Raw genomic sequence first — 13,634 nt, forward strand, 5'->3', positions numbered from 1 at the left:
CGGTCCACTCGAGCTTGCCGCCTTTGGCGCGCAGGCCCCGGCGTGTGCGCCAGGTCTCGGCGCCGGCCAGCAGCACCACCTGAGCACTGCCCCGCTGAATGTCCAGGCACGCCTGGTTGACCAGTGACTGCGGCACGTTGCCGCCGACGGGGCTGTACAGGGTGGTGAAGCCGGCGGCGCCGATCCGCTGGCCGAGCAGCAGCCCCGGATCCCGGTAATGCGCCGAGAGGATGTTCACCACGCGGATGGAATCCACGGCCTCGATCACGCGCGCGTCGGCGGCTTGCCGGGCCGCGGCCGCCATCAGGTCCACCGGTTCGACGGACCGCGTGTCCGGATCGATCTCGTCGCGGTGGTTGACCTGGCCGTAGCCGATCAGCACGGGTGTCCTGGGGTCCACGGTCATGGGTCGAATTTAGCGTGGCTATCGATCCGTCCGGTCGCGTGGGCTGAATTCGCCTTGAGTCAGGGCGGCCCGAACAGTACGCCCTCGGTGATGAGACGGTCGATCTCCTGGGGGCTCATGCCGAGCAGTCTCCGGCAGATGTCGACGGTGTCCTGGCCCGGCAGCGGTGCGGGCCGCTGGGGCGCCCGCGGGATGTGCTGGAACGGCGCCGGGCCCGTCTCGGCCGGCAGCGGACGTTCGATGAGCGGATGCGACATCTCGGCGTACAACTCGCGCTCGACGAGCTGCGGTTCCTCCAGGATGTCCGGCGGTCGGTTCATCGGTCCGGCCGCAACCCCGGAGGACTGCAGCAGTTGGGCCGCCCGCCCCGGGGTGCGGCTGCGGGTCCAGGCCGACACCGATTCCACCAGCTCACGCCGGTTCGCCAGCCGGGCCTGCGCGGTGGCGAAACGCGGGTCGTCGGCCCATTCCGGATGCTGGAAAACGCCTGCGGCGCAGCGCCATTCCTCATCGGAACCGATCGAGATGACGCACCATTCGTCGTCGCCCGCGCACGGGTAGACCGCGTGCAGGCTGGTGTCTTCGGAGATTCTCGGCACGCCCGCGTCCAGCGCGGCCAGCGTGACGTACAACGCGTCGAGCTGGTTGATCACGGCCTCGGCCTGCGAAATGTGCACGTGTGACCCGGCACCCGCCCGGTGGCGGTGGATGAGCGCGGCCAGCGCCGCGATGGCCGTGATCCGTCCGACCACGTGGTCGGGAAAGATCGTCGTCGCATCGTAAAAGGCATGGCGCGCAGCGCCATCGGGGTTCTCCGGATCGTCGGCCGTCCACAGGCGGGTGACCCCGGTGGCGGCGCGCACCAGCGGCCCGTAGCCCAGGCGGGTGCTCCACGGGCCCTGGTCGCCGTAGGCGCTGCTCTCGGCCAGCACGACCCGCGGGTTGACGGCACGCAGCTTGTCGTAGGAAAAGCCCAGGGCGCTAAGCGTTCCCGGCTTGAAGTTGGCGAAGACGGCGTCGGACTCCGCGACCAGCCGGGTGAAGATCTCCTTGCCGGCGGCGCTGCGCAGATCCAGGCCCATCGCCAGGTGGTTGCGGTGTGTCCAGGCGAACGACTCGCTCATCGCCTCTCCGATGCGGGCCTGCCGCAGCCCGTCCGGGTACTCGGAGCTTTCGATCTTGATGACCTCGGCGCCCAGATCGCCGAACAGCCGGCTCAGCTCGCCGCCGGCGACGATGATGCCCAGGTCGAGGATGCGCACGCCCGCAAACGGGAAGTCGCCGACGCGGCCCGAGGGCGACTGCACCACGGCGGGGTTGCCGCGCCAGCCCGGCCCGTCCTGCCCGAGGGCGGGTGCCGGGCTGCGGAAGCCCGCGTGCCGCCCGTCGACGACGAAGTACCCGGTCGGGACGCTGGCCCGCACTCCCGGGACGAGCTCGGCGTCGGTGATCGCCCCCACCGCCCGAAAATGCTCGGAGCCCATCGCCCACGATGGCGTCAGTACGGCGGCGATCGGCACGCCGTGGGCCTGTCCCGCGGCCACCAGGTCCTTCATGGTCTGCCCGGCGAACAGCGCCTGGACCAGCTCGCTGATCTGCGGCCAAGCGGCGAAGCGCGCGCCGATCACGTCGTATTTCGGGTCTTGGAAATCCGCCGGCTCGCCGAGCCAGCGCCGCAGTCCCCGCCACTGGCGCGGTGCCATCACGCAGAGCCGGACGTAGCCGTCCCGGCACGCATAGATCGGGTAGGCGTCCTGGTTCCTCGGGCGCCCCCGCCACTGGCCGGTGCGGCGGATTCCGGCGGCGACCTGCCCGTGCGCCCCGAACGCCGGGTCAAGCGACATGACCACCGCGTCGAACCGGGAAAAGTCGATGAATTCACCTGTGCCGCAACGTAATCGGTTGTAGTAGGCGACGAGGGCCGCCCAGGCGGCCTGGACGGCGGCGGTGGCCGACGCGATACCGTCCGGCGGCAATACGGGGGTGCCGGTGGTGGGGCCGGATCGCGACAGCGAGCCGCACATCGCGTACAGCACCGGATCGGTGGCCCGCCACAACGACCGCGGGCCCGTCGCGCCGAAGTCGGTGATCGACAACACCACCAGGTGCGGGTGCTGGGCGGCCAGCTCCTCCACCGACGTCCCGAACGTGGGTGCCTCGCCGTAGAAACCGTCGTCGACGAGGATGTCGGCCTGCGCGGCCAGGTCGAGGAACACGGCGCAGTCGTCCTCGTCGTACGGGTCCAACACCACGCTGCGTTTGTTGGCGTTGTGCACGGCAAACGGAATGCTCGTACCGGCCAGCGTCGGCGGCTCATCCCGCGCCGGGCTCCCGCTCGGGGGCTCGACCTTGAGCACGTCGGCGCCCAGGTCGGCGAACAGGCGCGTCACCTCGTCGCCGTTGCCGCTCGACAAGTCGAGGACGCGCACGGCGTCGAGCAACCCGTCGGACATCAGCACACCGTACCCGCAGGTTCGGGGCCTGGCCGGGCCTACCGCCGCACCACCGGCCGAAAGGCCGACCGGGCAAGCTGATTGAGTGGGCGAACGCGGTGTCGGCTATCGTCACAGGCCGATCGGCGAGGCCGCATCCGCCACCACGAGCCGACGGAGGCATCCCACATGAGCGCGCAGCTGACCTACATCGAGGCCGTGGTCGTCGGTGCTTTCCAGGGCGTCACCGAGCTGTTCCCCGTCTCCAGCCTCGGGCACGCGGTGTTGGTGCCCGCGGTCGTCGGCGGCCGGTGGGCCCAGGACCTGAGCGTCTCCGCGCCCGAGTCGCCCTACCTCGCGTTCATCGTCGGCCTGCACGTGGCCACCGCCGCCGCGTTGCTGGTCTTCTTCTGGCGGGACTGGCTGCGTATCGTGGCCGGATTCGTGTCCTCGCTGCGGTATCGCCGCATCCAGACCCCCGACGAGCGGCTCGCCTGGCTGATCGTGGGTGCCACCATCCCGGTCGGCCTGGCGGGTCTGCTCCTGGAACGGACCTTCCGCACCACGCTCGGCAAGCCCATCCCGGCGGCAATCTTCTTGGTGCTCAACGGCATCGCCCTGTATGCGGGAGAGGTGCTGCGCCGGCGCGTCGCCCCTGCACCCGACCGGGAACAGCCCCCGGAGGAACAGCGCGAGCACACCGGCGAGGCCGTCGACCACCGCCTTGCCCAACTTCCGCTGCGCCGCGGCATCCTGATCGGCGCCGCGCAGATCCTGGCCCTGCTGCCCGGCATCAGCCGCTCCGGCATCACGATGGTGGCGGGGCTGTGGCGCGGCCTGTCCCACGAGGACGCCGCCCGGTTCTCCTTCCTGTTGGCCACCCCGATCATCCTGGCCGCCGGCGTGTACAAGATCCCGGAACTGTTCGGCCCCCGCGCCACCGGAATCCACGGCCAGGTGCTGGCCGGCAGCATCGCGTCCTTCGTGGCCGCCTACCTCGCCGTGCGGTTCCTGACGCAGTACTTCCAGACCCGCACCCTCACCCCGTTCGCCGTCTACTGCGCCCTGGCCGGTGGCGCCAGCCTGGTGTGGCTTGCCGTCGGTTGACGGGCGATCCGGTACCCGACTCCTCCTGACATCGCCTCACCGACTCGGTCACCGAATGGCAACCGCTGGGTATCGGTTCGCGCAACAGCGTAGGAGTTGAGCGTGGCGTAGCTCACCATCGACGGAGCAATGCGCGGCGTCTCAACGACAGAGGTGATGCCTGAATGTTCTGTCGCCTTTGTCGTGTGGCCGGCGCCACCGTCGGGGCCGTGATGCTGGTGCTGTCGACGTTCACGGCGCCCAGGGCGGCCGCCGCCGCCACGATGAGCCCGAATCTGTTGGTAAACCCGGGTGCCGAGCTCGGCGACCCGTCGTTGTCCGGCTATAGCGGGGTGACGATACCGGGTTGGACCGCGACCGGTACGCCGACCGTGATCAAGTACAACACGCTGGTCCGGCTGCCCTCGCCGCTCGGGTCGCCGGGGCCGACCATGCCGAAGTTCCTGGCATTCCCGGCCGCCCAGCACGGACCGCCCGACGGCGGCGTGCAGTACTTCGGCGGTGGCAACGTGGCGACGTCCACGCTGACCCAGGTCGTCGACCTCAGCGGTGCGGCGGCGGCCATCGACACCGGCACCGTGCCGTTCACGCTGAGCGGCTGGCTGGGTGGCAACCGGCTGGAACTGTCCGAGGCCTCGGCCACCGTCGAGTTCCTGGCTGCCAGCCAATTACCCTTGGGCACAGCCAAAATCGGGCCGGTCTCGATACTGCAGCGTGGGTTCCAGACCGAGTTGGCCGAACGCGACACCACTGGGACGATTCCGGCGGGTACGCGCAGCGCGCGCGTAACCGTGACCTTCAAGGACACGCACTGGGCGGGCGGCGCGTACAACCACTCCTACGCCGACGACCTCTCGCTCACCATCGGCGCCGCCTTGCCCGCACCGCCGCCACCCACCCCGCCCGCGTCGACCGTCGGGCCCCTCGATCACGTGTTCCTGGTCTACATGGAGAACCACGGCGTGAAAGACGTTGTGGGCAGCCCGAATGCGCCGTACATCAACAGCCTCATCAGCTCGTACGGGTACGGGTCCAACTACTTCGCCCTGACTCATCCGAGCCTGCCGAATTACTATCCGATCCTCGGCGGATCCGACTTCGGTGCCAACTACAACTGCGAAATGAACTGCTTCGACGCGCCGAACCTGGCCGACTCCATCGAGGGGGCGGGCAAGACGTGGGCCAGCTACGAGCAATCCATGCCCGGGCCGTGCGCTACCGCGTCGAGCGGTCCGTATAGCCCCGGTGAGCTACCGTTTCTCGCCTTCCATGACATCGTCTCCAATGCCGCCCGCTGCCAGGCGCACGTGCTGCCACTGACGCGGATGGCCACCGATCTCGCTTCGGCCTCCACCACCCCGAACTTCGTGTGGTTCGCGGCGGACGAAAACAACAACATGGAAGGCCCGATCAACCTCCGCTTCGTCGGCAGTGAGCTGACCTCTCATCAGTACAACATCAAGGCGGGCGATCAGTTTCTGCAGCAGGTGTTGCCCACGATCGTGAATTCGCCGGCTTTCCAGACCCAACGCAGCGCCATCTTCATCACCTGGGACGAGGACTTCAACAACCTGTCACTGACCATCGGCAACGAGGGCAACCACATCCCCATGATCGTCATCCCGTCGCCGAATTCGGGCATGCGCCAAGGGCATCTGGTGTCCACCTCCCACAACAACCACTACGGCCTGCAGCGCACCATCGAGGACTCGTTGCAGCTTCCCCGGCTCACGAACAACGACAAGTACGCTCAGCCGATGAACGAATACTGGCCCTAGGACGCACCGGGAACCCATGAGTCGGGGTGACGACAGATGAGCCGATCCGGGCCTGCGGGCGCCGGACCCGAGAGGGAGTCGGTGTGGGATTACCCGCGCCCACCCCGCGTCGAGCCGTTCACCGGTGCGATCACCGTCGAGTTGGGCGGTGAAGTCGTCGCACGCAGCCCGCGGGCCTGGCGGGTCCTCGAGACCAGTCATCCGCCGACCTATTACCTGCCGCGCGAGGCCTTTGTTGAAGGGGCGCTGCGTGCGACGTCCGGAAGCTCCTGGTGCGAATGGAAAGGCCGGGCAACGTATTACGACCTCATCGGCGCCGGAGTCGTCGCCCCGAAATCCGCCTGGAGCTATCCGGACCCGACGCCGGGATTCGAATCGATCGCCGGGGCGGTCGCGGTCATGGCCGGCGCCGTCGACCGCTGCACGGTCAATGGAGAGGTCGTCGTGCCCCAGCCCGGCGGCTTCTACGGCGGCTGGATCACCAGCTGGGTGACCGGGCCGTTCAAAGGCGGTCCCGGTTCGGCGGGCTGGTGACGGCGCCGCATCGTCACACCGGCCGTAGCCGATAACGCACCAATCGCAGCGTCTCGCCGCCGAAAGGCGTTGGGCGGCAAGCCCCGTCGGCCTCCCAGCCGTCGCGTTCGTAGAAGCGGCGGGCGCGGGTGTTCGCGTCGAGCACCCACAGCACCGCGCCCCTCACGCCGACCGACCGCAACCGCGCTCGTGCGGCCGTCATGAGCAGACGCCCCACGCCCGTCGCCACGTGGGCCGGATCGACGTAGAGCGCCATCAGCTCACCGAAGTCCGGCAGGTCGTTGTCGCGGCACAGGCCCGTGGTGGCGAAACCGCGAATCGCCGGTCCATCGACCGCGACCAGTGTGAAGGGCATCCGCAACCCGACGCGGCCGAAGGTGTAGCGGTTGACCAACGCCTCCGGGGTGAGGCTGTCCAGGTAGTCCTGGGCGATCAAGCCCCGGTAGGCCACCCGCCAAGACCGCGCGTGCAGGCCGGCCACCATGTGGGCATCCGCCGGTACCGCCGCCCGCACCTCGGTCATCGTTGCAGTATCCAGGGCTCGGCGGGCGGGTTGTTGCGCGAGCATGCCGTCGAGTGCTGTGCTTACCCCGGTGCGCAGTTGACACCCGTCAAGAATCCGGAGGGTATGGCAATGGCAGACACGGCATCGATTGGCCTCAAGGTCCGTGGCAAGGTCATCGTGATCACCGGCGGCGCCCGCGGCATCGGGCTGGCCACCGCGACCGCGCTGCACAATCTGGGCGCCAAAGTCGCGATCGGCGACGTCGACGAGGTGCGGGTGAAGGAATCCGGCGCCGCGCTCGGCCTGGACGTCTACGGCAAACTCGACGTCACCGACCCGCACTCGTTCTCGGACTTCCTCGATGAGGTGGAGCGCCAACTCGGCCCGATCGACGTGCTGGTCAACAACGCCGGCATCATGCCGCTCGGCCGGATCGTCGACGAGCCCGACGCCGTGACCCGGCGCGTCCTCGACATCAACGTCTACGGCGTGATCCTGGGCAGCAAGCTGGCGGTCCAGCGCATGGTTCCCCGCCGCTCCGGCCACGTCATCAACGTCGCCTCGCTGGCCGGCGAGACGTATATCGCGGGCGCGGCCACCTACTGCGCCAGCAAGCACGCCGTCATCGGGTTCACCGACGCCGCCCGGATCGAAAACCGCCCGTCTGGCGTGAAGTTCTCGGTCGTGATGCCCACATTCGTGAACACCGAGCTGATCGCCGGCACCTCCGGGGCCAAGGGCGTCAAGAACGCCGAGCCGTCCGACATCGCCGAGGCCATCGTCAGGCTGGTCGCGCATCCCCGGCCGCGGGTGCGGGTCACCAAAACGGCCGGCGCGATCATCGCGTCGCAGAAGTTCATGCCGCGCGCGCTGTCGGAGGGGCTGAACCGCGCGCTCGGTGGCGAGCACGTCTTCACCGACCACGTCGACGCCGAGAAGCGCAGGGCCTACGAGTCGCGGGCGCGCGGCGAAGAGTAGTCGGCGATCGCGAGCGCGGCGGAGCCGGGTGATGCGGGTCGCCGCCATCAGGTAGTCGGCGATCGCGAGCGCGGCGGAGCCGGGTGATGCGGGTCGCCGCCATCAGGTAGTCGGCGATCGCGAGCGCGGCGGAGCCGGGTGATGCGGGTCGCCGCCATCAGGTAGTCGGCGATCGCGTCGGGCGCCGTTCACCGGGGGCGCGGACAATCGGCGGGGTGAGCCTCCCAACCCGGACCACCGCTGCCCTGACCGACGACCAACTCGACCTGATCAACGCCTACTGGCGCGCGGCCAACTACGTGTCGGTCGGACAGATCTATCTGCTGGACAATCCGCTGCTGACCGAGCCGCTGTCGCCGGAGCACGTGAAACCTCGGCTGCTGGGACACTGGGGCACCACCCCGGCGCTGAACCTGATCTACGCGCACCTGAACCGGGTCATCCGCGACAGGGACGCCAGCGTCATCTACGTCACCGGGCCAGGCCACGGCGGCCCGGCACTGGTCGCCAACGCCTACCTCGAGGGCACCTACAGCGAGGTGTACACCGGCATCGAGGAGGATGCCGAAGGGTTGCGGAAGTTGTTCCGCCAGTTCTCTTTTCCCGGCGGCATCCCCAGCCATGTGGCCGCCCAGACGCCAGGCTCCATCCACGAGGGCGGTGAGCTCGGCTACGCGCTGGTGCACGCCTACGGCGCGGCCTTCGACAATCCCGAGCTGGTGGTGGCCTGCGTGATCGGCGACGGCGAGGCCGAGACCGGGCCGCTGGCCGCGAGCTGGCACTCCAACAAGTTCCTCAACCCGGTCACCGACGGCGCGGTGCTGCCCATCCTGCAGCTCAACGGCTACAAGATCGCCAACCCCACCGTGCTGGCCCGGATCCCCCACCCCGAACTGGAATCACTGCTGCGCGGGTACGGCTACCGGCCCATCACGGTCGCCGGTGACGACCCGGCCGACGTGCATCGGCAGCTGGCCGCCGCGTTCGACGAGGCCTTCGACGACATCGCGGACATCCAAAGCGCCGCGCGCGGCGGCGCCCAGACACAGCGGCCAGTCTGGCCGATGCTCGTGCTGCGCACGCCAAAGGGCTGGACCGGCCCCAAGGTGGTCGACGGCAAGAAGGTGGAGGGCACCTGGCGGGCGCATCAGGTTCCGCTGGCCGAGACCCACGACAACCCCCAGCACCGGGCGCAGCTCGAGGAGTGGCTGCGCAGCTACCGGCCCGAGGAGCTCTTCGACGCCGACGGCAGACTGCGCGCCGAGCTGCGGGCGCTGGCCCCCAGCGGCGATCGCCGGATGAGCGCCAACCCGCACGCCAACGGCGGCCTGCTGCTGCATGACCTCGACCTGCCCGATTTCCGCGACTACGCGGTTCAACTGTCGCGCCCGGCGACGGAGACCCACGAGGCCACCCGGGTGCTGGGCACCTTCCTGCGGGACGTGATCGCCTGCAACCGCGACCGGTTCCGGTTGATGGGCCCCGACGAGACCGCCTCCAACCGGCTCGACGCCGTATATGGCTCGACGGCCAAGGTGTGGCTGTCCGAGCTCGGGCCCGACGACGAGAACCTGGCCGCCGACGGGCGGGTGATGGAGGTGCTCTCCGAGCACCTGTGCCAGGGCTGGCTGGAGGGCTACCTGCTGACCGGCCGGCACGGCCTGTTCAACTGCTATGAGGCGTTCGTCCACATCGTCGACTCGATGCTCAACCAGCACGCCAAGTGGCTGGCCACCAGCCGCGAGCTACCGTGGCGGCGGCCGATCGCGTCGCTGAATTACCTGTTGTCCTCGCACGTGTGGCGCCAGGACCACAACGGCGCGTCGCACCAGGACCCCGGTTTCATCGACCTGGTGGCCAATAAGCGGGCCGAGCTGACCCGGGTGTACCTGCCGCCGGACGGCAACACGCTGCTGTCGGTCGCCGACCACTGCCTGCGCAGCCGCGACTACATCAACGTCATCGTCGCGGGCAAGCAGCCCGCCCTGGCCTACCTCGACATGGACCAGGCGATCGCGCACTGCGCGCGCGGGCTGGGCATCTGGCCCTGGGCGAGCACCGCCACCGGCGAACCCGACGTGGTGCTGGCCTGCGCCGGCGACATCCCGACGCTGGAGACCCTGGCCGCCGCGGACATCCTGCGCCACGAACTGCCGGAGCTGGCGGTGCGGGTGGTCAACGTCGTCGACCTGATGCGGCTGCAGCCGGAATCGGAGCATCCGCACGGTCTGCCCGACCGGGAATTCGACGCGCTGTTCACCCGCGACAAGCCGGTCATCTTCGCCTACCACGGCTACCCCTGGCTGATCCACCGCCTCACCTATCGCCGCACCAACCACCCACACATCCACGTGCGCGGGTTCAAGGAGCGCGGCACCACGACGACGCCGTTCGACATGGTGATGCTCAACGACCTCGACCGGTTCCACCTGGTCATGGACGTGATCGACCGGGTCGACGGCCTGGGCAGCCGGGCCGCCGAGCTGCGCCAGCGCATGGTCGACGCCCGGCTCGCGGCGCGGATCTACACCCGCGAACACGGCGAGGACGACCCGCAGATCGCGGGCTGGACCTGGGACGCTTGACGTCGAGATCGCCATCACGGTCGCCCTTCGGGCGCCGACCACTACCGTGACGGCAATCTCGGCGCCCCCGGCGCGGGTGCTCCGCCGGTAGACTGGCCGGATGCTCGACGCCACCGGGACAGCCGACACCCATCCGGTGCTCTCGCAGCTCTGGGCGCTGCACAGGTTCCGGATCCATCTCGACATCGCGGTCGTCGTCGGGGTGCTGGTGCTGACCAACCTGGTAGCGCACTTCACCACGCCGTGGGCCAGTGTCGCCACGGTTCCGGCCGCCGCGGTCGGACTGGTGTTCCTGATGCGCGCCAACGGCCTGGAATGGGCCGACCTGGGTCTGGGGCGCGAACACTGGAAGTCGGGGCTGGTCTATGCGCTGGCCGCGGTCGTCGTCGTCGCGTCGGTGATCGCCGTCGGGGTGCTGCTCCCGATGACCCGGCCGATGTTCCTCAACCACCGGTACGCCACGGTCTCCGGCGCCCTGATCGCCTCGATGGTCATCATCCCGCTGCAGACCGTGATCCCGGAGGAGCTGGCCTTTCGCGGGGTGCTGCACGGTGCGCTGCACCGGGCGTGGGGTTTCCGCGGGGTCGCCCTGGCGGGCTCGCTGCTGTTCGGCCTGTGGCATGTTGCGACTTCGCTCGGGCTCACCAGCAGCAACGTCGGGTTCACCCGACTGTTCGGTGGCGGCTTCGTCGGGATGCTGGCCGGGGTGACCGGAGCCGTGCTGGCGACCGGCGCGGCCGGCTTCGTCTTCAGCTGGCTACGCCGCCGCAGCGGCAGCCTGATCGCACCGATCGCCCTGCACTGGTCGCTGAACGGGCTCGGCGCGCTGGCCGCTGCGCTGGTCTGGCACCTGACGGCCTGACGCCCGTCACACCAGCAGCACCGCCGCGCCGGCGATGCGGCCCGCACTCAGGTCGGCCAGCGCGCGATCCGCTTGGTCCAGCGGATATTCCGGCGTGGTCACCTCGATGTGGTGCTCGCCCGCGAACTCGAGGAACGCCCGCGCGTCGGCCCGGGTATTGGAGGTGACCGAGCGGACCTGGCGTTCCTGGAACAGATGACGCTGGTAGTTCAGCGGCGGAATGTCGGACAGGTGAATGCCGGCGATCGCCAAGGTGCCACCGCGGTCCAGCCCTTCCAGGGCGGGTAGCACCAGATCACCGACCGGCGCGAACAGAATCGCCGCATCCAGCGGCACCGGCGGCGGATCGGCCGCCCCCTGCGCGGAGGCGGCGCCGAGCTGCATCGCCAGCTCACGCGCCTGGGCTCCGCGGGTCATCACGTGCACCTCGGCGCCCTGCGCCAGCGCGACCTGCGCGGTGATGTGGGCGCTGCCGCCGAAGCCGTAGAGTCCCAGCCGTCCGCCTGGCGGAAGATCCGCACGCAGCAGGGAGCGATAGCCGATGATGCCCGCGCACAGCAACGGCGCCAGCTCGGCGTCGCTATACCCGGCTGGCAGCGCATGCGCGAAAGCGGCAGGGACCGTGGCGAACTCGGCGTAGCCGCCGTCGGCGTCCCAGCCGGTGTAGCGGGATTGCGGGCACAGGTTCTCGTCGCCGCGGCGGCAATACTTGCACACGCCGCAGGTGTGGCGTAGCCAGGCGATGCCCACGCGGTCTCCCACGCGGAACGCGTCGCCCGCCTCGGATCCGACCTCGACAACTTCGCCCACCACCTCGTGGCCGGGCGTGACTCGGTCGCGATGCACGGGAAGGTCGCCCTCGGTGACGTGCAGGTCGGTGCGGCACACGCCGCAGGCGCGGACGGCGACCAGCAACTCCAACGGCCCCGGGCGTGGCACGTCGGCGGTGACCTGCTCGAGCGGGTCGGTGTCCATCGGCCCGGGCCGGCGCACCCGCCACGCCCGCATGGTCGTGGTGGTCAGCGGTGAAGCCATTCGTCCATCATGCCGCCAACCACCACGGCCGCAACGCGCTGACCGCTATCAGGTCCGGCGCACCATGCCGACGATCCAGAGCAGGATCAGCGACCCCAGCAGCGCGGTGAAGAAGGTGAAGATCAGGCCGCCACCGGCGGTGTTGACGAAGAAGCTCAGGATGAAGCCGCCGATCAATGCGCCGATGATGCCGATCACGATGTCCATCAGGATGCCGGCGCCGCTGCCCCGGATGATCTTGCTGGCGAGCGCACCGGCCAGACCGCCGATGATGATGTAGCCGATGATGCCGACGCTCGTGAACGTTGTTGAGCGTGCCAGATATTCGGTAGCTGCCATGACGTCCATGCGGGTCTCCTTATCGCTGGCAAAGCCCAGCTAGTTGCCGGGCCGTCACTTCGGTATACCCGCTTTGCGTAACGGAAAAGGGTCCGATTCGGAGACGGTTAGCCCATCAACCTGACGCCTCGGCCGTCAGGCCGACTGCGTCCGTTGGGGTGCCGGGGCGGCGGTCGGGCTGACCTCACCGGCCGGCGCCGGGGCCGGAGCCGGCGAAGGAGCGGGCGCTCCGGGAACCGGGGTTGCGGGAGCCGGGGCTCCCGGAACCGGTTGGGCGCCCGGGGCCGCCGGCGCGGCCGGCGCCGCCCAGGGCTGGATCGACTCGGCCAACGCCTTGGCCGCACCCTTGTCCACCGGGTCGTTGGCCGTCCCGAGCCACACCACGAACCAGCGCTGCGGCGGTCCGGCGTTGGGCGAACTCGCCGCCGGCAACCCGACGACGCCCGTCCAGATCTGGCCGTTGGGCTTCGACGCGTCGCTGAACTTGACCTCGTAGTACGACGCGCTGCCGGTGATGCCATTGGCCCCGGTGAGCGGGGTCGCCTCCTGGTTGATCCGGGTGCCCGGGTACGGCAGGAAGAACTCGCCCATGTCCGAGCCCAGCCGCACCGCGGCCTTCGCGTTGTTGGCTTCCGCGCTGGCGTAGAGCTTCTGGTCCAGGCGGCCCATCACGATGCGGGTGTCGTTGGCGACGGGTGGCGGCTGGTCGGGCAGCGGCGGCTGCCCGGTCGTCTTGCTCAGCAGCGCCGAGCCGTAGTCGAGGTGGGAGGCGTCCGACTCCACCCAGCCCGGGGGCAGGACGTAGCTGAAGCCGCCGACGGCGTTGGCCACCCGGCCGGCGTTCGGGTCGACGGGAGGCGGCGGCGGTGCGTTCGGATCGGCCGGCGGCGGGGGCGGTGCGTTGGGATCGGTCGCCGCCGGCGGCGCGCCGGGCGACGGAGCGGGTGGCGGCGGGGTGGTCGCCGGGCGTTTGGCTTCCGCCGCAAGCACCGCGAGTTGCTCGAGGCGGGTGCGGGCGAACGCCTGCTGCGCGGTGATGGTCAGCTGGCCGCGCCGTGTGCTCAGGCTGAGGT

Annotated in this window: 10 protein-coding genes and 3 pseudogenes; 6 read left to right on the top strand and 7 right to left on the bottom strand. The window is 69.7% G+C overall.

Annotated features, from left to right (window positions below; translation table 11 throughout):
• Together A5692_RS07555 and A5692_RS07560 are read right to left on the bottom strand one after the other, a co-directional pair.
• Positions 1–406 (bottom strand): annotated as a pseudogene (locus A5692_RS07555) (hypothetical protein); the annotation flags it as partial.
• Positions 407–465: 59 nt separating this feature from the next.
• Positions 466–2,859, bottom strand: a complete 2,394-nt coding sequence (locus A5692_RS07560; protein ID WP_369830275.1) for a CoA transferase — start codon at positions 2,857–2,859, stop codon at positions 466–468.
• Between the two features lie 168 nt (positions 2,860–3,027).
• Between A5692_RS07560 and A5692_RS07565 the strand changes: the two genes are divergently transcribed.
• From A5692_RS07565 to A5692_RS07575, 3 genes are all read left to right on the top strand, one after another.
• Positions 3,028–3,945, top strand: a complete 918-nt coding sequence (locus A5692_RS07565) for an undecaprenyl-diphosphate phosphatase (RefSeq protein WP_068054160.1) — start codon at positions 3,028–3,030, stop codon at positions 3,943–3,945.
• Between the two features lie 185 nt (positions 3,946–4,130).
• Positions 4,131–5,723 (top strand): alkaline phosphatase family protein, encoded by a 1,593-nt coding sequence (locus A5692_RS07570; RefSeq protein WP_231984233.1) that lies wholly within the window; start codon positions 4,131–4,133, stop codon positions 5,721–5,723.
• Between the two features lie 36 nt (positions 5,724–5,759).
• Positions 5,760–6,257: a DUF427 domain-containing protein gene (locus A5692_RS07575; RefSeq protein WP_068054170.1), complete on the top strand. Its 498-nt coding sequence runs from the start codon at positions 5,760–5,762 to the stop codon at positions 6,255–6,257.
• A 13-nt stretch (positions 6,258–6,270) separates the two neighbouring features.
• Here the strand turns inward: A5692_RS07575 and A5692_RS07580 are convergent, their stop codons facing one another.
• Positions 6,271–6,780: a GNAT family N-acetyltransferase gene (locus A5692_RS07580; protein ID WP_068054174.1), complete on the bottom strand. Its 510-nt coding sequence runs from the start codon at positions 6,778–6,780 to the stop codon at positions 6,271–6,273.
• A gap of 111 nt (positions 6,781–6,891) precedes the next feature.
• On the opposite strand from A5692_RS07580, the gene A5692_RS07585 reads away from it, so the two are divergent.
• The 3 genes from A5692_RS07585 (at position 6,892) to A5692_RS07595 (ending at position 11,187) form a co-directional block, all read left to right on the top strand.
• A complete protein-coding gene (locus A5692_RS07585) occupies positions 6,892–7,740 on the top strand; it encodes an SDR family oxidoreductase (RefSeq protein WP_068054176.1) in 849 nt (282 codons plus the stop codon).
• Positions 7,741–7,955: 215 nt separating this feature from the next.
• Positions 7,956–10,325: a phosphoketolase gene (locus tag A5692_RS07590; RefSeq protein WP_068054178.1), complete on the top strand. Its 2,370-nt coding sequence runs from the start codon at positions 7,956–7,958 to the stop codon at positions 10,323–10,325.
• A 100-nt stretch (positions 10,326–10,425) separates the two neighbouring features.
• Positions 10,426–11,187 carry a CPBP family intramembrane glutamic endopeptidase gene (locus A5692_RS07595; RefSeq protein WP_068054180.1) on the top strand — a complete coding sequence of 254 codons (762 nt, stop codon included), beginning with the start codon at positions 10,426–10,428 and terminating at the stop codon, positions 11,185–11,187.
• A 6-nt stretch (positions 11,188–11,193) separates the two neighbouring features.
• On the opposite strand, the gene A5692_RS07600 is transcribed toward A5692_RS07595, so the two are convergent.
• From A5692_RS07600 to A5692_RS30355, 4 genes and pseudogenes are all read right to left on the bottom strand, one after another.
• A complete protein-coding gene (locus A5692_RS07600; RefSeq protein WP_068054183.1) occupies positions 11,194–12,222 on the bottom strand; it encodes a zinc-binding alcohol dehydrogenase family protein in 1,029 nt (342 codons plus the stop codon).
• A gap of 48 nt (positions 12,223–12,270) precedes the next feature.
• The gene (locus A5692_RS07605) at positions 12,271–12,570 is read right to left on the bottom strand and encodes a GlsB/YeaQ/YmgE family stress response membrane protein (protein ID WP_067760758.1); all 300 of its coding nucleotides are present in this window, start codon (positions 12,568–12,570) and stop codon (positions 12,271–12,273) included.
• Positions 12,571–12,696: 126 nt separating this feature from the next.
• A pseudogene (locus A5692_RS07610) lies at positions 12,697–13,527 on the bottom strand (alanine and proline-rich secreted protein Apa); the annotation flags it as partial.
• Positions 13,516–13,634 (bottom strand): annotated as a pseudogene (locus A5692_RS30355) (hypothetical protein); the annotation flags it as partial. The pseudogenes A5692_RS30355 and A5692_RS07610, both read right to left, overlap by 12 nt.

The organism is Mycobacterium sp. E342 (assembly GCF_001667665.1).
Lineage (GTDB): Bacteria > Actinomycetota > Actinomycetes > Mycobacteriales > Mycobacteriaceae > Mycobacterium.